We start from the raw sequence: 21,181 nt of genomic DNA on the forward strand, positions 1-21,181 counted from the left end.
GTAGAAGAGAAAGAGTCATTCGTATTTTTACCAATGATCAGTCTGCCATAAGGATTATTGGCTCAGTATTGATGGATATTAATGAAGAATGGACGTCAAAGGATTACCCATATTTAAAAAAATCAAAAGATAATTAACTCTATCATACAGAGTGTAAAAGCCTAATTTCGAATTGACTTTGAGCCTCCAGTAGGCATGATAAAAAGCCAGGAAGCCAGGAGTTTACAACACCTGGCTTACCCTCCAGGCTATCATGCCCACCCTCAAAGTAAATTCGAAATAATATAGTTCATTACACAAGTTGAATTAACTCGAAAATATTGTTAACACTTTTACACAATTAAATGGACTTGACTGTGTTGTCCTTCATATGCTCCATGAAGGACAGGTCCAAGGGCATTTGCGGTTGTGTTGTCCTTCATATGCTCCATGAAGGACAGGTCCATGAGTATTTTCGGTTGTCTTGTCCTTCATATGCTCCATGAAGGACATGGCCATGAGTATTTTCGGTTGCCTTGTCCTTCATATGCTCCATGAAGGACATATCCATGGACATTTTTGGTTGTATTGTCCTTCATATGCTCCATGAAGGACATATCCATGGACATTTTTGGTTGTCTTGTCCTTCATATGCTCCATGAAGGACAGGTCCATGAGTATTTGCGGTTGCCTTGTCCTTCATATGCTCCATGAAGGACATATCTATGCGTATTTTCGATTGTGATGTCCTTCATGTACTCAATGAAGGACAACCTAAACGGGATATTAGAATGCAGTGTCCTTCATCACGTGTATGAAAGATAATTACATAAGAAAATACCCCCGCTGTTTTATTCACACCGGGGGTAAGTTGCATTCTTTTTTAGATTGAACCTATTTTCTGCTTTGAATACCATTCACTAATTTTTCTTGAATGCGTAAATATTGATTTATCTCTTCTTCACTCAATACTTCAAAAAGCTCCATAAAGACCTTTTTGCCAATTTCATGGGCTATTATTAATGCTTTTTCACCTTCAGCTGTTATGTTTAGCCGAATAGTGCGATGATCATTTTCATCATACAATCTTTCCACAAGCCCTAAGTTTACAAGCTTAGAAGCGATACTGGTCATCGCACCCTTTGTGTATCCTACCGTCTCTGCAAGTTCAACTTGTTTTTGTGGACCCTTCGTTTGGAGTTCCCCTAATACTAAAATGGGAGAAATACCAAGCGGATAAGGAAAGGCTTTTGTAAATCGCTTAATGTTTTCATTATTCATAAATTCGATTGCATGAATGAGTTTAAAAATACTTGTTTGTTGCAAATAAATCCTCCTCGAGTAACCGAGAATATTAATGAAGCATTATTGAGCCACCGTCAACCATGATAGTTTGTCCCGTAATATATTGAGAGTCTTCTGAAGCTAAGAAGACAGCTACACGGCCGATATCTTCTTCTACATCACCGAAACGGCCCATTGGAATTTTACTTTTTACATCTTCATAATATTCAGGTTGTGCTTTTGCCCATGCTTGTACACCTGGTGAGTTCGCAAGTGGACTAATGATATTTACATTAATGCCAAATTTGCCCCATTCATTTGCGGCAACACGTGAAAGACCGCGAATTGCTTCTTTCGCTGCGGCATATGCACCTTGTGTTGTATGCCCTTCAAGACCTGCACCAGAAGCAAAGTTAATCACATTTCCTTTTGTTTCTTTTAAATAAGGAAGTGCGGCTTTCATTAGGTAGAATGTTGGATAAAATCCAGTCCCGAATGAAAAATCTAAATCTTCTTGGGTCGTTTCCTCAATAGTTTTCTGTTTGGAAGCATGCGCATTATTTACTAATACATCTAGTTTACCGTATTTATCAACAACTTTTTTAATAATTTGTCCAAGATTTTCCCGATCCATTAAATTTGCTTGAAGAAACATTGATTTTGGAGAAATCGCTTGTAATTCCTTCTCCATTGTTTTACCAGTTTCTTCATTCAAATCTACGATTGCAACGATTGCACCTTCTTTTACCATTGCCTTAGCCATTCCACTGCCTATACCACCGGCACCGCCGGTAATAATGACTACCTTGTCTTGTAATTTTCCCATTTTTAACACTCCTAAAAGTAGTTTACTATTAAACTATTTTTAGTTTAATAGTAAACTATTTTTTTGTATAGTAAATTACATCAAATAGAGAGAAAAAAAAGAAAGGTAATTCCAACATGCGGAATTACCTACTTGATTCTATTTTGTAAAATCCATCTATTATTCATAACTCCAATGTCATAAATACACTATTTGGGTCCTCTACATAATCTGCAAATGGCTTGCAATATTTAAATCCAAAACTTGCATAAAGCTTTCTAGCTGGTTCAAATGCCTCCATTGAGCCTGTTTCCAAACTAAGACGAGCATATCCCCGCCTTTTGGCTTCCTCAATGATATGTTGGAGCATTTTTTTTGCAACACCCTTCCGCATATGTGCTTGGGCTGTTCTCATGGATTTTACCTCTCCATGATGGCGATCAAGCTCTTTCAGTGCCCCACATCCTGTCAATTCATTTCCTTCCCATGCACTCCAAAAGGTAATTTCCGGTTTTTGTAATTGTTCAAGATTCAGTGCATGTATACTTTCCGGCGGGGAATTTAATGCCATCCCTTGAAGATGCTCCATTATTAAACCAGCTATTTCAGTACCTGTTAAGTCATCTAATTTAATTTCCATAAAACACCTCCGAAAGTGGTAGAGCAATAGTTTCTTGCCAAATCCGGACAATTTGTGGTGAATCACCCTCAAATTTCAAACAATATACATCTGGATTGGATAGAGATTTCCACTCTTTAAACCCAAAGGATGGTTCATAATGCTTTAAGATCAAGGACATCAAATTTCCGTGCGTTGCAATTACAATATTATTAGCAGAGCCCTTTAAAACATCCTCTATTACTCCGATGGCACGATTCATTGCTTGTCTGCTTGATTCTCCACCCTCGTAGCAAATATCCAAATCTTTAAATGAGTTTTCAAGCATTTCAAGATAATCGTCCCGTTCAAGGGAACTTAAAACCCTTTCCCCTAGACGATTGTCTTCATTAATAGGTAAGTTTAATCTTTTTGCCAAGGGTTTAATGGAATCTACCGCCCTTTTATACGGACTGGAAACGATGGAATTAATTTGTTTATCGTAAAGAAATTCAGTTAATAGCTCTGACTGCTTCATTCCTGTTGGCGTTAGCTTCGCATCAAATGCTTGCCCCTCTGCCTTACAATGCCGGACAAGATAAATTGTTTTGGACATACTATCACTGCCTTTCATTTATATTTAGTAGTTTAGATTTATAAAATATGTAGCATTAAATTTAAATGGACGATTATATCAACTTTTTTACCAGTAATATTTCATCCCTAATAGGAATACCATTTTCCGCTACAAGGGGGATCTCTGGCTTCCTTTTTCTAGCAATCTCAACCGCATCTACATATAATTCAGTTAATCTATAACCCTTTCTTTGATAAAATCCCAGGGCATGTAAATTATCATTGGTTGTCACTAATTTTATTTGATTACATTGTTTTTGTTTAACTGCCTCTTCTACTTTCTGAATTAATGTTGTGCCGATGCCTTTATTCTCAACCGTACTGTCTAATGAGATAATTTCACATTCATTTTTAAAGATAATATATGTTATTAACCCTATTATTCTTTCATTTTCATCTAAAACGGCATATCCATCTAATTCATCACATTGATAAGTACCGCTGGATATTACCATCTTAGGACTGCCCCAATGTTTTATAAAAAATTCCGTTACAATATGTTTTGGTATTTCACTTGTTTGAACTATCTTCATTCTTTTTCCCCCATTGATAATTCCCTATCCAACTGCCGTTATTTAGTGGAAATATCCTAAAAGTCGGAATCATCTTTCCTTTTTGTTATTTTAACGAAATACCCTTTCCAATACAAAGAAAAAATTACTGCGATTGTAAACACGGTAGATAAAAAGGCCTTTAGCTCAAATTAAAAAGCCCTGCCATATATGGCAAGACTTTCTTCAATCCACTTAAAAATAACAACTTGTCTAACTGCATTAGCCGCTACAAGGAAAAAATCCTCATAGCCACTTCACGCTTAATACGGATCTGCCTCATGTCCTTCTTCTACTGCTTTTTGCACTGCTTTGTGAGCATTTTTGAAACCAAGCGGACGCATCTCCACTCCAATCTCCATCTTCATGCTATTCATTTCTTTGGCTTTCTCAGAGAGACCTTCTCTAAGGCGTCTGCCATATTCATCATCTGCTTGCTCAGCCAGTGCAATCATTTTATCCTGTATATCTTTAGGACAAATGGCGAGATCATTGACTAGGTTATTGATTAATTCATCTTTTTCCCAGTCTTCAAATTGACGGTAAGTTTCACCGGCTTGCTTTGTATTATCATTTCGATCAATTGATTCACGGACTAGATTCCCTTCTACATGAGGGGTGAACTCTTTACCTACCTGCTCCGCTTCTTTCAAACCGCCCATGCTGGATGGTTCATAATTGACATGCGGGTTCTGTCCAGGCGCTTTATCATTAAAATAACGAAGTTGTCCGCCCTCCTGATTGGTGGCAACGCGTTTTTTCGCCGCATTAATTGGAAGCTGCAAATAGTTTGCCCCAATCCGATAACGCTGTGTATCTGAATAAGAGAATGTTCTTCCCTGCAGCATCTTATCATCGGAAAAATCTAAACCATCCACAAGGACACCTGTCCCAAATGCTACTTGTTCCACTTCATTAAAGAAGTTTTCCGGATTTTTGTTTAACACCATACGGCCTACAGGTTTCCATGGAAATTGATCTTCTGGCCAAAGCTTTGTATCATCAAGAGGATCAAAATCCAGTTCAGGATGCGGCCCATCCTCCATAATTTGCACAAACAATTCCCATTCAGGATAATCTCCACGTTCAATTGCTTCATATAAATCTTGCGTCGCATGACTGAAGTTTTTACCCTGGATTTCTTCCGCTTCCTTAACGGTTAAATTTTTTATGCCTTGTTTTGGTTCCCAATGGTATTTTACAAGGACAGCTTTTCCCTCGTTGTTTACCAATTTGTATGTATTAACCCCGGATCCCTGCATCATCCGATAATTTGCTGGAATTCCCCATGGGGAATAAACGAACGTTACCATGTGGAAGGATTCTGGTGAATTAGCACAAAAGTCAAAAAACCTGCGTGGATCTTGAATATTAGTAACGGGATCAGGTCTAAATGCATGGATCATATCAGGGAAATTCATCGCATCTCGAATAAAAAAGATCTTCAAATTATTACCGACTAAATCCCAATTCCCATCCTCCGTATAAAATTTAATAGCAAATCCACGAGGATCACGAACCGTTTCTGGAGAGTGTAAACCATTCACAACAGTAGAAAAACGGACAAATACTGGAGTTTGTTTTCCTTTTTCCTGAAACACTTTTGCACGGGTATATTTTGAAACAGGTTCATCTCCAACCGATCCATAAGTCTCAAAATATCCATGAGCACCTGCACCGCGAGCATGTACTATACGTTCCGGTACTTTTTCTCTATCAAAATGGCTGATTTTTTCAATAAAATCATAATTCTCGAGTGTTGCTGGCCCTCGATTGCTAACGGTTCTGATGTTTTGATTATTTGTAATTGGGTGTCCCTGCCGGTTAGTAAGCGTACCATCATCTTCCATATTCGTTTGATTTTTTGATAAGTCTTTTTCCATCATCATCGCCCTCTTTTCGGTAAAGATTAAAGATTCATAAGCATATTAATCCAGTAGTATAATTACCTAATACATAAAAATTAGTCATTATGTATTTTCCCGCTCTTATTTAAAAAAGTTTTTACTGAATGAAAAAAGGAAATTCTCAAACAAATTAGTACACTCAAACACAAAGATAGAGTATAATATCAAACTGATATCACGGTTAAACTAACGAGAATGATATTCTGATTAAAATGGACAGTGACCTGTTCCTAAGTGGAGGGTAAAAAAAATGGTTCTACCTAATTTTGAAGAAAACTTACAAAAGTATGCCAGACTTTTAGTTGCAAAAGGTATTAATGTTCAGCCCGGAGATTGGGTAAAGATGACGATTACGGTTGATCAAGCTCCTTTGGCAAGATTAATCACAAAGGAAGCTTATAGTTTAGGTGCGGAAAAAGTCATTGTGAAATGGTCAGATGATGAAATCAGTAAACTGCATTATTTACATCAACCAACAGAGGTTTTAACAAATATTCCTAAATATGAAATTGAGGAATCAGAAGACCATGTATTGAATCACCGTGTAAGCCGTCTATCCATTGTGTCAAGTGATCCGGGTTTACTTAATGAAGCGGATCCTGCAAAAGTAGCTGCTTATCAAAATGTTGCTGGTAAAGCATTCAAAGCTCAACGTGTTGCTACTCAAAATGATGATTTGAAATGGACCGTAGCAGCTGCTGCTGGCGCTGGATGGGCTGCACATGTATTCCCTAATCTTTCTACTTCTGAAGAACAAGTGGATGCCCTATGGGATCAAATCTTCAAGGTCTGTCGAGTCTATGAGGAAGACCCTGTTGCTGCCTGGGATAATCATAAAAAGACATTGAATGAAAAAGCAGCAAAATTAAATGAAATCCAATTTGATGCATTGCACTATACAGCTCCAGGAACAGATTTAACCTTGGGCTTACCTAAAAACCATATATGGGCAAGTGCGGAAAGCTATAATCCAAAAGGGGAAGAATTTATCGCAAACATGCCAACAGAGGAAGTATTCACCGCTCCTGATACCCACCGCATGGACGGCGTAGTCCGCAGTACAAAACCATTAAGCTATGCAGGAACTTTGATTGAAGGCATTGAAGTTCATTTTAAAGATGGAAAGATCGTGGATATCTCCGCAGAAAAGGGCGATGAAGCTATTAAGAAATTGGTTTTTGACAACGAAGGTGGAACAGGTTTGGGAGAAGTTGCTTTAGTACCAGACCCATCTCCAATTTCCCAGTCAAATGTCATTTTCTTTAATACCTTATTTGATGAAAATGCATCGAATCATTTGGCTATTGGGGCAGCATATCCAACCACCATTCAAGGTGGAACAAAAATGAGCGAGGAAGAACTTCTGAAAAATGGTATGAACACTTCTACTGTTCATGTGGACTTTATGATTGGTTCTGACAAAATGGATATTGACGGTATTAAACAAGATGGCACTGTAGTTCCGATTTTCCGAAATGGAGACTGGGCAATTTAGTCTTCTAAAAATTATTGGGCAAGAAAAATGAACCTATTTCTTGCCCTTCTTTTTTATATCATTTTCCTGATTACAACAATTACCATTATCCCTGCACCAGTTTCATATTTAAGTGCTTTGCTAACCCAACAGCCCCTTGATGCATCACCTGATCATGATTCCACTTAAACATTGGCCTCATAATAGGTGCCATAATATTCATCCAATGTTTTGTAGTAATAACATCCCAAATATATATTACTTCTATTAACTTATTGGACTTTGAAATGTGGTAAGTACCTGTCCCCTCTAATTCCCCATAAGCCTCTAATTGAATTAAATGAGGCTTTTCCAATGCAGTTAATCGATTTTTAAAGGAAAGAGTATACGGTAATTTAGTCTTAAAAAAGCTTTCCCGCAATTCTCCAATGCCACTTTCATCCCCAGACTCAAGAACCTTTGCTTTAACTCCCTCCCACCATTTTTCATATTCATGTGAGCGAAGAACATCCCACACCTGATCCATTGTTGCACTACTTGACGCATCAAATACCCACTTTGTTTCGAATTTGTAATGTGCCATTTGTTCTCCCACCCATAATATTATTGAAAATACTGAAAAGACAAAATAATAATATCATATAATACAGATAAGAAAAAAGTCCCAATTTAACAAGTAATTTATACTATAACGATTTGGAATAATCATATTCTTGTATTCCCTTAAAATTCATGAAACAATTAAACTACCATTTTCGTCACTGATAACGATATAATTGAAGTTCGGAAAGGAATACTAGCTTTGAAAAAACAGAAAAAACGAATTGGAAATTTCTTATTCATTATTCCTCTCGTGTTAATATTGATCTTTTATATACAATCCAGCCAAGAACATGATAATCCCAAAAAACAAAACCATTCCGATTCTTTTCCAACGGAGTTAAATCCAGTTGTAAAAAAGAGGATGAATCAATTAATTCAACAAGCAGCAAAAAAAGGAATCGCGGTCGTTATTACAGATGGTTTTCGAAGTGCTGCAGATCAAGATCAACTTTATAAAAAAGGGCGAACGGTCAGCGGAAATATTGTGACCAATGCAAAAGGCGGGGAATCCTATCATAATTATGGGCTTGCTGTTGATTTCGCGTTAAAAACTCCTTCCGGGAAAATTATTTGGGATATGCAATATGATGGTAATAAGAATGGAAAATCAGACTGGTACGAGGTTGTAGATTTAGCGAAAAATTTAGGCTTCACCTGGGGCGGGGACTGGGTTAAATTTAAAGATTATCCCCATCTGCAAATGGATTTTGGCTTGTCCATTGCCGATTTACAGAATGGTGCAAGACCGGATGAATCCTCTTTAACGGCGGAATCTAAATAATGAAATATGAATCGATCAAAAGAGGCAATGCCTCTTTTTTTACTTTCTTTGAGCGATTGTCACATGGATTAGCTGATAAAGCAGATACACTCCCAAATAGGCGCCTGTTATTAAAAAAGCGATGTTTAGGAAAACAGCATGGATAGTTGTCATAAATACCGTGTTATTTCTAATAACTTCAAGTATTGCTAGCGAAGCAATATTACCAAATAAAAGAGAACAAATAATCGCAAGTATATTATAAAGGAATCGCAGGATTGTCCATTTTAATTGGAGAGCATACATTCCTAATGGAATAATGATGCTTAAAAAGATAAGCAAAAATTGCATACACCGAACCTCTCTCCCTCAAAATTTAATAGTATAGTGTGCATTCATTCGCAAAATATTCCACGCTTATAGGAAGAAATTTTATAAATGGGAATTAAACAAACTTTTGTGTTCATAATAATTTGGACGACAAAAACATGGGAGATGAATGTTAAATGGAATTTGAAGCAAGGAATTCAACAGAAGAAGCATTATATCAGTATAAGGTTGGATTAGGAACTTTTACGAAAAAAATGCCAAAACTCGCCGAACATTATAATGCATTTACACAAGAATGCTTTAAAGAGGGCGTTTTATCCCAAAAGCAAAAACAATTGATTGCATTAGGAATTAGCTTATACTCCCAGGATGAATACTGCATTATCTATCATACAAAAGGTTGTTTAGATCAAGGATGTACAGAGGAGGAAATTTTTGAAGCCATAGGCGTTACTGCTGCTTTTGGCGGAGGTGCTTCCATGAGTCAGGCTGTCACACTTGTACAAGAATGTATAGAAGAACTGAATCAATTGAAACAATAGTGTTAAATCAAAGATCACCCTCTTTCTGCTGGGTGATTTTTGATGGTGAAGGAATGCCTGTTTTTAAGTAAACTTGGCATGCAGCCATCCCAAATACAAAAGCAAATAATAGAAGAATAGAATGAAAAGTTAATAAGCTTGCCACAAATATAGCTGTAACCCACATAAAAATTTCAATTGAGTGTTTTTCCATTATAGGCACCTCCCCTAACCTATATATCTGTATGAATTTACAGAGGGAATGGTGTTTTTAGATTAGTTAGGTACATACAATCTGAACTATTTCAAATGATATAGGAGAATAACATGTAAAAAGAGGTGAAATAATGACGATTGTACGTTTAGGCTATGTCGCAATGAGCATGGAGTTAAAAAATGCTTCCCCATCGAAAACAATGACTTTCTCTCAATTTCAAAAAATAAAGGACCGGGAAGCAGCACTTCGTAAATTAGAGCGCATTGCCCTTATAAATTTAAACAATACACTTAGATTGCTAAAGCACAATGCCGCTTCCGACATCCACTTTTATCGTCTAACCTCCCGTCTCATTCCACTTGCAAATCACGAAGAACTTTTAGATTGGGATTATATGAAACCGTTACTTCCATCTTTGCGTGAGGTTGGAGACTATGCCAAAGAAAACAAGATGCGATTAGACTTTCACCCAGATCATTTTGTATTAATTAACTCCCCAAAGAAAAGCATTTTTCAAAATTCCATCATGACGTTAAAGCTTCATTATTTACTTTTAAAAAATATGGGCATTGATACAACCCATCGCTGTGTGTTGCATGTTGGGGGAAATTATAAAGAAACAGAAAAGTCACTCGAAAGATTTGTAGACAATTGGGGGCTTGTTCCGAAGTCTATTCAAAATATAATTATGCTTGAAAACGATGATACTTCATTTACTCTGGGCGATACACTTTATCTATGTGAAAAAATAGGAATTCCCTTGGTGTTCGATTATCATCACCATCTTGCCCACCATCATCATATCCATTGGGAGGATAACTGGAGCAGAGTAGTAAAAACATGGGAAAGCTCGCCTCTTCCAATTAAAATGCATATTTCCAGTCCAAAAAGTGAAAAGGAATTCCGTTACCATTCAGATTATGTAGATCCCACTATGTTTTTTACATTTCTAAATCAAATCAAAGGTAGCGTTCCACAAATTGATTGTATGATTGAAGCCAAGCAGAAAGATAAGGCGTTGTTTAAATTAATGGAGGATATTAAAGGATGGCCGAATATAGAGATTATAGATGCATCATCTTTTTATATAAAATGACAGAAATTTTCCAACAACTGCCTATCATTTTTGTTTGCAAAATTATTTCCATTTCAGAGATTGCATCAAAGAATAAAATATAACCCTTTTTAACATTTTTCTGAGGCTAACCGATCTCTTTTCATATTAGTAAATATTTTTTTACCAAATATCAATATTGAGTTTGATTATAATCGAAAATGGTAATATAATATTTACTAAATCATAAGGAGAATAAAAAATGATTGATGAAATAGCGAAAGAATACATCACCTTAATTCCAAATTTATTCAGCAGTTTTAGTGAGTTAAATAAGCATTCGGTAGAACTATCCCATATGCAGAATCATGTTATAGAGTATATATACATGCAGCAACGGGCATTGAATCTTAAAGAAATTAGTAATGGTTTAAATATTGCAAAGCAACAACTAACCAATATCATTAAGGATTTAGAAGCTAGCGGATATGTAAGTAAGGTGCCTGACGTTAAAGATAAGCGTGCCGTATTAGTTTCTCTGACTCAAAATGGTCAGGATATTCAGGATAAAAAGTGGACGAAGATCTATCAAAAGTTTACTGACAGCATTTCTAAGTTAAGCGATGAAGAGCAATTAGATTTAAAATTTGCCCTGCACAAGGTTAATGTATTGTTAACAAAGATAGCTGATTGTTAAAGGAGGGTTAATGATGGTAACACCTAAACCTCATAAAGTGTTTTTAGAAAAAGAAATGGAAACCCTTTTAATCACTTTGCACGCTAAAGCCTTAGACAGCCGTTCTAAAAATACCATTCTTCATGATAAAAAAGCAGCGGAAATAGCTAGTTTAATTGATTATGACTTTGAAAAAGTGAATGGCTTTGGAAACAATCTTATGGTTATTCGGGCTAAACAGTTAGATACATGGTTAGAGGAATTTCTTGAACGGTACCCTAATGCTACTGTACTTAATCTTGGTTGCGGTCTCGACACAAGAGTTTCCAGAATAATACCGCCGTCTACTGTCCGCTGGTATGATGTTGATTTTCCTGAAGTAATGGAAATACGCAAGCATTTTTATTCGAATCAAAATGGTTATGAAATGATATCCTCCTCCATCACAGAATTAGATTGGTTGGAACAAATTCCAAGAACTAATCCAGTAATGGTCATTGCAGAAGGAGTTTTGGAATATCTTACAGAATCGGAAGTAAAAGAGCTTCTTAACCGTATAACTAGCTTTTTTCCACATGGACAGATTGCTTTTGATGTCATGAATTCATTTGCCATCCAATCTGGAAAAGAAAGTCTGAAAGAAACGACTGGAGCTGAGCACAAATGGATGGTGGATGATGTTCGTCAAGTTGATCAGCTAAATTCAAAACTCAAAAGGAATGCCGCTGTGTCCATATTTAAATCGAGATACATTCATAAACTCCCATTAAAAGAACGTTACCTTTATGCTGCAATGGGCTTCATTCCAAGCTTCCGAAATATGATGAGATTGCTTTCGTATAAGTTTTAATTTCAAACGGACTCACCTTAATGAGTCCTTCCCGGTAATCCGTTAAACCTATCTTATTCCACTCACATTTCATAAACAATTGCTTCTCAAAAACGAGATTGAATTCAACCATGTCTTCGTTGATTCCCTCTTCTTATGACTTATTACTATGTGAGTTATAAATATTTTGCGTGTATTCCGTAATAGCGCTATCATATTCCGGATACTGATAGCCGAGACCTTCTGCTACAGATTTAGAGTATTTTCTAAATAGCTTATAGCAAGTGAATAATGCTTCCCACATCTTTGTATAGCTACTTTCTGAATAAGTGGATAGTAATGCTTCCCAGTCTTCTGTTGATAGATATTGTTTAATAAATTTGTAATTTTCCCCTACACTAAAAGAATAACCATGCTTTAAGCCTATTTGCCAAGTCATCATCCGTAACAGATTAGGCCTGGCAATCTCGTTTAAATGATCAATAGCAAAAAGGATTTCTTCCCTTGCTAATCCCTTTACTACATACGTAGAAACCATCCAAAATTCATTGCAGCAATCATCAAATTCCCTTGCAGTGGGCCTTTTTATCCAATATTGACGATCGCTGGCAATCACTCGATTTTTGATAAGAGAGTCCTTATCAAGCAACACTTCTACCAGACCATCACTATTAGAAAAATATTCGTTTACTTCGTTAATGGGAATAAGGGTCAAGTCCAATTTATTTCCGTCTTTAAATAGAATAAGATAAGAAAACCAATTCCCTAACTCCGGTGGAAAAAGCTCCATATCTTCAGGCTTTTGCATCATTAGACGCTCCCCGAATACATCGAGCCATTGATCATTTTCTTTGAAGGAATCCATATCTGTAACAAAATAGGAAATATCATAATCTTGAAATGAATCACGGGGTATGTTTTTGTTTGTGCGTGATCCTTCTAGTGTTGCCAATCGAATTCTGTCATCCTTTCTGGCAAAATCAACAAGCATATTCATCATTTCGATTTCACTTCTCATAATGTGGACCCTCCAATCGTCTTTAAATTTTTGACTTGTTTTGCCGGTTTCCAACCCGTTTTATCGTTCATTCAATCAGAGATTAATGTTGACTATTCACCTAATTGTTCTGTAAACCCTTATAATGAGGTATGTTAATATTGACAGTAGGGCTTTTGTTGCATTATAAAGACCATTCTGACTCAGATTCTTCCTCACATCGGGCTTTTGATACCTTCTAAAGACCATTGGGATTCGGATTTTTCCTCACATTGGGCTTTTGATTCCTTATAAAGACCATTGGGATTCAGATTCTTTCTCACGTTGGGCTTTTGATACTTTATAAAGACCATTTGAACTCGGATTCTTCCTCACATTGGGCTTTTGATACCTTATAAAGACCATTGGGATTCGGATTCTTCCTCACGTTGGACTTTTGTTGCCTTATAAAGACCATTGGGATTCGGATTCTTCCTCACGTTAGGCTTTTGATACCTTCTAAAGACCGTTGGGATCCGGATTTTTCCTCACATTGGGCTTTTGATTCCTTATAAAGACCATTGGGATTCGGATTCTTCATCATGTTGGGCTTTTGATACCTTATAAAGACCACTTGAACTCGGATTGCTCTTCAAGTTTTATAATGGCTGTTTTCGTATTCTTTGTTGCTTTTCCTCAGTTGTTATAAACCCAAACATGTTTGTTTTCTGGGCACTTTTCTTACTAGTTTATTCATTTTTAACGCAAATAAGGTTGTAACCAAGAACTTTTCGTATACAAAAGCTAAGAAAAATGCCTTCATAAAAAAGGAGATCATGTCCTGCTTAGACTTGATCTCAATTTTTAGGTGTTAGCTTAAGATTTATGAGTCATCAAAAATAGTAGAAAGCATTTATCGTCCTTTATGTTTTTGCTTTGCCTTTTGTTTTTTGAGTTCCCACTTTTTTTGTTGAAAAGCGTCCTTTTGCTGTTTTTTCAGCTTTTTCCCTTCCGCTTTCCGCTGTTTGATATCATCCTTTATAGCTTCTTGAGCTTTTGTCGATATCCCTTTTTTCTTCATTTCTTTGGCTACTTGCCGCTGTATACGTTTTGGATTAATCTCCTTCTTCATCATCCTGCTTGCTTTGACCCCAGCAAGCTTACTATTTTGCATGATAGGTAGTAAACGGGTATGGATAAATTCTAAAATCTCAACATCACTGGGCTCTGCACCGAATACAAAACGAAAAGCTTTTAATCTTTTGTTTTCCTGAATTTCAATGACTCCAATCCAGAACTGACCATCAAAATAAACCGTCAATTTCATGACGATTCCCTCCTCTTACTCTTGAATTCATGGAATGACGGACATCCCGAGGAGGGGAAGGTTACTGACATCCAAAAGAATGGATGCATCCGGACTACCAACCGAATCGTGTTTTTTCATTCCACCTGATAATATGTTAGCAGTTTTAAAAATGAATAGTCAAAAAGTTTTTCCAAATTTCATCCAAAGAAATAATAACGGTAAATTTAGCGGACACAGAATCCGCTATTTCCATAAAATAGCCCTATTTTAATTACTTAGCGGACACTGATTCCGTTATCAATGCAAAAACATAAGAAAACTACTACTTTTTCACCAAATAACGGAACCAATGTCCGCAAATATACGAATTGAACCCATTTTGTCACAGATAACGGAACGAGAGTCCGCCAAACTCAAATTGATCAATCCTCCTTACATTAACTTTTCTACTAACCACGGCTTTATTAGCGGTAAAACATTAATCGGCTGCATGGCTTTTGTATGATCCATCCCCTCGCCTTTTAAAACTTCAACATCCCATCCTAACTGTTTTAGTTCTTTTTTATTTTTTGTAAGTAATCCCACAATATCAACCGTTACATTTCCAAAATTCTCTCCGTAAACGATGGTATCCATTTCTCCAGCAAAAGCTAGTCTAGGTATGGTTAATTGTTTTTGAATCGATTTGTCATCGAAATTCATTAAGTTTTGATACATGGTTACGAATTGTTTCGTCTGATTGGGATCTAATTCCACTTGAACATTCTCCCAATCAATTTCATCGGGTGTGTCCGGCACATCGTTTTTAACTCTTGCAGAATTAGAGAGATTCTGATTATCCAATGCCTGCTGGTATGTTTTTTCTGTCACAATCAGCATTTCTTTATATGGGCCGTCAAGCGGTGGAAATCCACCCATAATGAAGCTCTCTAATCGATTTGTGCGAATAGCCAATTGCAGACCTGCTAAGGCTAACCAAGAATAACCATAATAACTAAATTGATCAACGTTCATTTCATCTGCAATCAGCAAAAAATCTTTAGTTATATGCTCAGGAGTAAGATAGTCAAAATTCGGTGTTCTTAAAAGATGGCCTTCATAATCAAAATATAACACTTTAAAATTATCTGCTAACCCATCAACAAAATGTTCACCTAATTCAGGATCAACACCCCACATTTTAAGAGTCTCTGCCTCTTGACCATAAACAGATTTTTTCGCTATTGGCAACATGATTACGCTACCATCTTCTTTTCCGGTTAACCCTACTTCCATTTCAGAACCATTAGATAATCTCACCATCTTTTTCAATGAAAAACCCCTCCTAACGCTTTATATTTTCACTATACAACATTCATGCAATCTTTCAGTTTTACATTATTTTTGTCCTGAAATAATGCTATTCTTGAGTTGTTATGTTAACGTAGCACTTGAAGGTTTTACTTTAAAGATGGAAGAGTGGAGTGATGGTTCTATGACCTATTCGCCGAAACAAATTGCAGAATTTCTCAATGTGAGCACCACCACTTTAAGAAGGTATGAAGAACAAGGGCTAATTCCGGATGTTCCCCGAACGGAAAGTAACCACAGATATTACACTAAGCTCCATTTTCAGGCATTTATAACGGTCCGAGCATTGCTTCAAGGTTATGAAATTCCTATTGTTTACGAGGTTATGAGGAAAATAAAAGCTCGAGATATTAATACTGCTCTTTGGCTAATCAATGAACAACAGTATGAAATGGAAAAAGAAAAGAAACGTGTAGAAAAGATATTAACTATGGTAAAGAACGCGGATTTCACCATTCATGAAAAAGTAAAAGATAATATGAGTATTGGCGAAGTTGCTGCGATAGCAAGGGTCAATACTTCAGCAATCCGTCATTGGGAAAATGAGGGCCTAATCCGTTCAAAAAGGGATAAGAACAGTGGATACAGAATATTTTCCGTAACGGAATTACGAAAAATTCTTCTTATTAGCAGTTTAAGAAAAACGATATACTATATCGAAAATATGCGAGAATTGTTGGAAGAGCTTGATACACAAAATTTGGAGAAGATTGAACAAGCTTATACTCTTGCATTGGGGAATCTGAATGAAAAACTTCAAATACAGTTTGCAGGGATAGCGGATTTAAGTAATTATATTAACATGCTGAAAACCATTAAATTTATTAATCGAGTAGGAGGAGGTGACTAACCCCCGACCTCTCACACCACCGTACGTACGGTTCCGTATACGGCGGTTCCATTTATGTCTGACGTAGTTGAGAATATCTCACATAAAGACTCTTCAGCCCTCGCATCTCCCAATAGGAGTTTGTGAGGGTTTTCTGTAGGATTGGGCTTCTGGCTATTCTCCAATATTTCTTTCTAGAGTTTCCCCATTCGTATGCCTTCTCTTTTGGAATCCCTAATCCAATGAGTTTTCTTACTTTGGTTTTTGGTTTCTTCCATTCTTTCCATTGGCACATTCTGAGACGCCTTCTAATCCATTCGTCTAATTCTTTGAAAATAGTGGGTGTATCTGCTAATGCATAATATCCGCACCAGCCAATCAAATATTGATTCAGCTTCTCTATTCTATAATCCATTGGAATTGGTTTTGACCTTGAAGTTAATTCTCGTATCCGTTTCTTGACACGTTGAATACTTTGGTTTGACATCCGCACCTTCGGTTTCTTATGAAATGTGAAGCTAAAACCTAAAAACTTTCTTTTCCAAGGTCTGTCTACAGCTGACTTTTCTCGATTCACCTTTAGTTTTAGAGTAAATTCAATGAAAGTAGTAATCGAGTCCATTACTCGCTCTCCGGCTCTTCTCGATTTTACGTAGATATTACAATCATCTGCGTATCGGACAAACTTGTGCCCTCTCTTTTCTAACTCTTTGTCTAGTTCATCTAGAACGATATTGGAGAGTAAAGGACTTAATGGTCCACCTTGGGGCGTACCCTCCTCGGATTTCGTTATGACTCCATTAATCATAATGCCAGACTGTAGATACTTCCGAATTAGTGATAGGAGCGTTCTGTCTTGAATCCTTTTGGATAGAGTCCGCATTAATCTATCATGATTGACTTTATCAAAGAATTTCTCCAAGTCCATGTCGACTACCCATCGGTATCCCTCTTCGATATATTTCTTCGCTTGTCTAACACCGTCATGACCTCGTTTGTTTGGTCGAAAACCATAGCTCTGTGTTGAAAAAGTCGGGTCGAAGATAGGGGTTAAAATCTGAGTAATCGCCTGTTGGATGAAACGGTCTGTCACGGTTGGGATACCTAATAACCTTACTCCACCGTTCGGTTTTGGGATTTCAACCCGACGGACAGGAGAAGGTTGATAAGTACCCTCCATTAAGGATGTTTTAAGTGTATCCCACGTTTCGAGAATATGTCTTCGTAGGTCTTTTACGGACATATTGTCTACTCCATGACTTCCTTTGTTCTTTTCTACTCGCTTTAATGCCAGTAAAAGATTTTCCCGTGACAGCATTCGTTCCATTAACATTGAGATTTATCCTTTCTACGTGAACAATACATTCTCATTAAGTGGGTTCTTTACTAAGCCCTCCCGAAGTCCCCCATGGAATTCACCATTTCTTCCTTTCAGGTAGGTTCCGTAAGAATTTTCTGCTTTCATACATAAAGAACCGTTTGCCGAGTGTTTGTTCTCCTAAAATGGTTCAGTCCTTCCTTGATTCTCTCGAGCAAACCAAGTACTACGACTTCGGCTGACTTCTGATTGTTCAGCTATCCATTACTAGATAGGTTACCAAGTGTACTTGGCGTATCAACCAGACCTCCCCGGGTAAGAGTGCAATCTTTCCTTCCATCTATCTGCTTCATTTACTTTGTATCACCTTCGGCAGAAAGGACTTTGTTTTGTATTGCAAACTCATCCAATGATACCTAGCCTTGTATGAAGTTCGTGTTCCTCAGACCGGAAGTTTGCCGCTCGCTTCCTTCAGATTCCGCGTCACCACGGACACCCTTGCGTTAAGCTAACTGCTACTTCTGCCTTCACAGTTCGGGACTTTCACCCTAGAGACTACACCCATGCCGGGCGCACAATAAGAACGAATCCATTATAGGATCCGTTCTCCAACTTACTCTAAAATGTCTTTCCAATCAGTATCTCCAAATCGACAGTGATAGTAACGGTCTCCTTCTGTAAAACAGTATTCACCCGCTCTTCTGTAACACCCCAAGTTAAAGGTGTCATTTGAATTAATGATGGCAGGAATGGCTTTTCTAGTTTTACCGAATAACATAACCTTGATCGGTTAATGAGCTGAAAACTCTCACAGAACCGATCGATTGTTTCTGTATTTGAATAAGACTGTTTTTCAGGATCATCAAAATAAAATTCTCTTAGTTCCTTTAAATAGTTATTTTGAGGAACAACCTTTACTACCAAACCATCACATTTTATTATTCTTTTAAATTCCGCATAATTGGATGGCGATAGTATATTCAATACAACGTCAAACTGCTTATCCTGAAACGGGGTATTCGCTAAATCAGCGACTGCCCAAATTTGATTCGAATGATACTTTGATGCTATTAAAACTCCCTCTTTCGCAATATCAATTCCAAATCCTGTTACGTGTGAACCAATATTGTCACAAAGTTGAGAAAGATGAGACCCTTCCCCACATCCCATATCAAGTATTGTCACGTCTTTTTTCTTAACATGATTTTTTATACTTTCAGCAACGGTTTCTGTTAGAAGACCAAAAAAACCATTTTCAGTAATTCGTTTTCTAGCCTCGAAAAGCTCTTTACTGTATTTTGTCTTGATTGGACGAGGAAATAAATTGATATATCCATATTTAGTAAAATCAAATGTATGACGATTAATACAAACCAAACTTCTATATTCAAATACCTTTATCGAAGAACCACATATTGGACATTTGAACATGTTTTCAAAATTGCTTACATGCTTTGCGCTTAGTATTCTTTTATTCAATTGATTCAAAGAAGACACCTCATTCATTCGTTTTGATAAATGAAAAAGGCATAGACAAATAAACCCTCATCATCATGCTCAAAAAAATATGAATCGGGCTCGTGAATGTCTATACCTCTCTTTATCTATAACGAATGAATTGAATAATCATAGAAAAGGACTCCTTTGAATTTAAAAAAGGGAGTATACTTCCCTTTAACTATTCTAACAAGTCTTTTTTGTAATCGCAATTACTCTGAGTTTGGTGGTTTTTTTCTCATAAAGATATTGCAGCCAATAAAATACAAATGCTTTTAAAAAGAAATAAAGAAAAAATTGAAAGTGGTTAAAACGGACCAATGTATAATATCGTATCTTCTTTGATAAAACAGAAAACGGAAATGCAAAGAACGCATTAACAATCGCATTTAGTAAGACAAAGCGAAAGAATTTCCCATATGTCCACTTCAGAATCCACATGGACCCGATTAAAAAAGGACCAATATTAAAAGGGAATTCATTAAACAAGTAAGAGTTTGGTTTATGATAGAAAACCCACCATTTACGCTTTTTCCCGATTAAAACATTTACTGCTTCTATAACTCCTATTAGGAGGGAAACTGGGAAAAATCTTTTCATATTTTGTAACCCATAAAAGGGCAGTGTTGACCATGATAATAATACCATCGCAATATTCAGGAATATTCGCATTTTCATTGACATAAATTGGACATCCTTTTCACTTTAACTAGCTTCTCTTTCTTGTTAAAATATCCAATAACTTTCCTTATATGTATTTTGAATTTTTTTCCAGATTCGAAGTGTTTCATCCGATATACCGAAAGAAAAATCAAAAAACCCATAAGATCTGAAAAGATTCTATGGGTTTTGACATTAATGCACCTTTATTGACTTTACACGTTTAAGCTTTATTGTCTGAATTTTCTTTTCATCAACATCTCGATCCTTTTCACTTTTTGATACTATCAATAATTCAGATTCCACACGAGTGAGCAGAACAACATTTTCTAACCTCTCTCCATTCTTCATTTCAATGGTCATTACTTGGCCATTTTGTAATTCTTTGACGAATGGATATCTGCTTAAAATCTTCTCCTGTGACCGCTTTTCCTCTAGTCGTGATAATCTTTTTTCAATTGGGCCAAGTCCTATAATCAGCGCGACAAAGCATACTACTAAAAACCACCAGCCAAAATGCTTCCAGTATGTTGTAGCAATAATATTAACAAGCAAATACCATCCCAATAGTAAAATCCAGTATAAGTACTTATGCGTTTATCTTTCCTGTTTTTATCCATTCACGAACACCAACATCACTTTAACTTTATAAATCAATGCCGCGGTCCCCAAAGCATAATGGATACCCCGATTAAACAAATGATTGCTCCTATCCAATCGTAGGTATCCGGTGCTTTTCGATCCACTCCCCATCCCCATAAAACAGACAAAATAATAAAAACTCCGCCATAAGCTGCATATACTCTTCCGAATGAAGGAAATTTTTGCAGGGTAGGGATGATTCCGTAAAGCACCAAAATGATACCGCCAATGATTCCGTACCAATATGGCTTTTCTTCGCGCAACCATTGCCATATCAAGTACCCGCCACCGATTTCTGCGATTCCGGCAAGGATAAATAAAACGATAGTATAAATCATAATTCACCTTTTCTAGCGTAATGTAACATATATTATAA

General features: G+C 36.7%; 25 protein-coding genes. 8 read left to right on the top strand and 17 right to left on the bottom strand.

Features of this window, described 5'->3' with window-relative positions; genetic code table 11:
- Window positions 1-137: transposase (locus AN964_RS26165; protein WP_200915643.1), on the top strand; the 137-nt coding region annotated here is incomplete at its 5' end.
- A gap of 736 nt (window positions 138-873) precedes the next feature.
- On the opposite strand, the gene AN964_RS22470 is transcribed toward AN964_RS26165, so the two are convergent.
- From AN964_RS22470 to AN964_RS22495, 6 genes are all read right to left on the bottom strand, one after another.
- Window positions 874-1,305 carry a MarR family winged helix-turn-helix transcriptional regulator gene (locus AN964_RS22470; protein WP_055742036.1) on the bottom strand — a complete coding sequence of 144 codons (432 nt, stop codon included), beginning with the start codon at window positions 1,303-1,305 and terminating at the stop codon, window positions 874-876.
- A 28-nt stretch (window positions 1,306-1,333) separates the two neighbouring features.
- Window positions 1,334-2,089, bottom strand: a complete 756-nt coding sequence (locus AN964_RS22475; protein WP_055742037.1) for an SDR family NAD(P)-dependent oxidoreductase — start codon at window positions 2,087-2,089, stop codon at window positions 1,334-1,336.
- A 163-nt stretch (window positions 2,090-2,252) separates the two neighbouring features.
- Window positions 2,253-2,708 carry a GNAT family N-acetyltransferase gene (locus AN964_RS22480; RefSeq protein ID WP_055742038.1) on the bottom strand — a complete coding sequence of 152 codons (456 nt, stop codon included), beginning with the start codon at window positions 2,706-2,708 and terminating at the stop codon, window positions 2,253-2,255.
- Window positions 2,698-3,282: a histidine phosphatase family protein gene (locus AN964_RS22485; protein WP_055742039.1), complete on the bottom strand. Its 585-nt coding sequence runs from the start codon at window positions 3,280-3,282 to the stop codon at window positions 2,698-2,700. Before AN964_RS22485 ends, AN964_RS22480 begins: the two co-directional genes overlap by 11 nt.
- A 73-nt stretch (window positions 3,283-3,355) precedes the next feature.
- The gene (locus AN964_RS22490; RefSeq protein ID WP_055742040.1) at window positions 3,356-3,835 is read right to left on the bottom strand and encodes a GNAT family N-acetyltransferase; all 480 of its coding nucleotides are present in this window, start codon (window positions 3,833-3,835) and stop codon (window positions 3,356-3,358) included.
- A gap of 281 nt (window positions 3,836-4,116) precedes the next feature.
- Entirely contained in the window at window positions 4,117-5,736 is a 1,620-nt protein-coding gene (locus tag AN964_RS22495) for a catalase (RefSeq protein WP_055742498.1), read from the bottom strand.
- Window positions 5,737-6,010: 274 nt separating this feature from the next.
- Here AN964_RS22495 and AN964_RS22500 point away from each other — a divergent pair, with 274 nt between their 5' ends.
- Window positions 6,011-7,255: an aminopeptidase gene (locus AN964_RS22500; protein WP_055742041.1), complete on the top strand. Its 1,245-nt coding sequence runs from the start codon at window positions 6,011-6,013 to the stop codon at window positions 7,253-7,255.
- An 85-nt stretch (window positions 7,256-7,340) separates the two neighbouring features.
- Here the strand turns inward: AN964_RS22500 and AN964_RS22505 are convergent, their stop codons facing one another.
- On the bottom strand, window positions 7,341-7,817 hold the full coding sequence (locus tag AN964_RS22505; protein WP_055742042.1) for an SRPBCC family protein: 477 nt from the start codon (window positions 7,815-7,817) through the stop codon (window positions 7,341-7,343).
- Between the two features lie 219 nt (window positions 7,818-8,036).
- Between AN964_RS22505 and AN964_RS22510 the strand changes: the two genes are divergently transcribed.
- Entirely contained in the window at window positions 8,037-8,618 is a 582-nt protein-coding gene (locus AN964_RS22510) for a M15 family metallopeptidase (protein ID WP_083489519.1), read from the top strand.
- Window positions 8,619-8,657: 39 nt separating this feature from the next.
- Here AN964_RS22510 and AN964_RS22515 read toward each other — a convergent pair whose 3' ends face one another.
- Window positions 8,658-8,948, bottom strand: a complete 291-nt coding sequence (locus AN964_RS22515) for a hypothetical protein (RefSeq protein ID WP_055742044.1) — start codon at window positions 8,946-8,948, stop codon at window positions 8,658-8,660.
- Window positions 8,949-9,103: 155 nt separating this feature from the next.
- On the opposite strand from AN964_RS22515, the gene AN964_RS22520 reads away from it, so the two are divergent.
- A complete protein-coding gene (locus tag AN964_RS22520; protein ID WP_055742045.1) occupies window positions 9,104-9,469 on the top strand; it encodes a carboxymuconolactone decarboxylase family protein in 366 nt (121 codons plus the stop codon).
- 7 nt (window positions 9,470-9,476) lie between these two features.
- Here the strand turns inward: AN964_RS22520 and AN964_RS22525 are convergent, their stop codons facing one another.
- On the bottom strand, window positions 9,477-9,662 hold the full coding sequence (locus AN964_RS22525; protein WP_055742046.1) for a hypothetical protein: 186 nt from the start codon (window positions 9,660-9,662) through the stop codon (window positions 9,477-9,479).
- A gap of 133 nt (window positions 9,663-9,795) precedes the next feature.
- On the opposite strand from AN964_RS22525, the gene uvsE reads away from it, so the two are divergent.
- From uvsE to AN964_RS22540, 3 genes are all read left to right on the top strand, one after another.
- Window positions 9,796-10,761: a UV DNA damage repair endonuclease UvsE gene (uvsE, locus tag AN964_RS22530; protein ID WP_055742047.1), complete on the top strand. Its 966-nt coding sequence runs from the start codon at window positions 9,796-9,798 to the stop codon at window positions 10,759-10,761.
- 220 nt (window positions 10,762-10,981) lie between these two features.
- Window positions 10,982-11,416, top strand: coding sequence for a MarR family winged helix-turn-helix transcriptional regulator (locus AN964_RS22535; protein WP_055742048.1), 435 nt, complete (start codon window positions 10,982-10,984; stop codon window positions 11,414-11,416).
- Between the two features lie 13 nt (window positions 11,417-11,429).
- The gene (locus tag AN964_RS22540) at window positions 11,430-12,245 is read left to right on the top strand and encodes a class I SAM-dependent methyltransferase (protein ID WP_235950823.1); all 816 of its coding nucleotides are present in this window, start codon (window positions 11,430-11,432) and stop codon (window positions 12,243-12,245) included.
- 133 nt (window positions 12,246-12,378) lie between these two features.
- On the opposite strand, the gene ant(6) is transcribed toward AN964_RS22540, so the two are convergent.
- From ant(6) to AN964_RS22555, 3 genes are all read right to left on the bottom strand, one after another.
- Window positions 12,379-13,242: an aminoglycoside 6-adenylyltransferase gene (gene ant(6) / locus AN964_RS22545; RefSeq protein WP_055742050.1), complete on the bottom strand. Its 864-nt coding sequence runs from the start codon at window positions 13,240-13,242 to the stop codon at window positions 12,379-12,381.
- 871 nt (window positions 13,243-14,113) lie between these two features.
- A complete protein-coding gene (locus AN964_RS22550) occupies window positions 14,114-14,527 on the bottom strand; it encodes a YjdF family protein (protein ID WP_055742051.1) in 414 nt (137 codons plus the stop codon).
- A gap of 414 nt (window positions 14,528-14,941) precedes the next feature.
- The gene (locus AN964_RS22555; protein ID WP_055742052.1) at window positions 14,942-15,820 is read right to left on the bottom strand and encodes an alpha/beta fold hydrolase; all 879 of its coding nucleotides are present in this window, start codon (window positions 15,818-15,820) and stop codon (window positions 14,942-14,944) included.
- A 163-nt stretch (window positions 15,821-15,983) separates the two neighbouring features.
- Between AN964_RS22555 and AN964_RS22560 the strand changes: the two genes are divergently transcribed.
- Window positions 15,984-16,709, top strand: coding sequence for a MerR family DNA-binding transcriptional regulator (locus AN964_RS22560; RefSeq protein ID WP_055742053.1), 726 nt, complete (start codon window positions 15,984-15,986; stop codon window positions 16,707-16,709).
- Between the two features lie 52 nt (window positions 16,710-16,761).
- On the opposite strand, the gene ltrA is transcribed toward AN964_RS22560, so the two are convergent.
- From ltrA to AN964_RS22585, 5 genes are all read right to left on the bottom strand, one after another.
- A complete protein-coding gene (gene ltrA / locus AN964_RS22565; protein WP_055737770.1) occupies window positions 16,762-18,021 on the bottom strand; it encodes a group II intron reverse transcriptase/maturase in 1,260 nt (419 codons plus the stop codon).
- Window positions 18,022-18,624: 603 nt separating this feature from the next.
- Window positions 18,625-19,494 carry a putative RNA methyltransferase gene (locus tag AN964_RS22570; protein ID WP_235950776.1) on the bottom strand — a complete coding sequence of 290 codons (870 nt, stop codon included), beginning with the start codon at window positions 19,492-19,494 and terminating at the stop codon, window positions 18,625-18,627.
- Between the two features lie 195 nt (window positions 19,495-19,689).
- A complete protein-coding gene (locus tag AN964_RS22575) occupies window positions 19,690-20,187 on the bottom strand; it encodes a hypothetical protein (protein WP_055742054.1) in 498 nt (165 codons plus the stop codon).
- A 171-nt stretch (window positions 20,188-20,358) separates the two neighbouring features.
- The gene (locus AN964_RS22580) at window positions 20,359-20,730 is read right to left on the bottom strand and encodes a hypothetical protein (protein WP_055742055.1); all 372 of its coding nucleotides are present in this window, start codon (window positions 20,728-20,730) and stop codon (window positions 20,359-20,361) included.
- A gap of 86 nt (window positions 20,731-20,816) precedes the next feature.
- On the bottom strand, window positions 20,817-21,143 hold the full coding sequence (locus tag AN964_RS22585; protein ID WP_055742056.1) for a YnfA family protein: 327 nt from the start codon (window positions 21,141-21,143) through the stop codon (window positions 20,817-20,819).
- Window positions 21,144-21,181 lie beyond the last annotated feature (38 nt).

Origin of the sequence: Heyndrickxia shackletonii (assembly GCF_001420715.1) — a bacterium.
In the GTDB taxonomy this organism is placed as follows: domain Bacteria; phylum Bacillota; class Bacilli; order Bacillales; family Bacillaceae_C; genus Margalitia; species Margalitia shackletonii.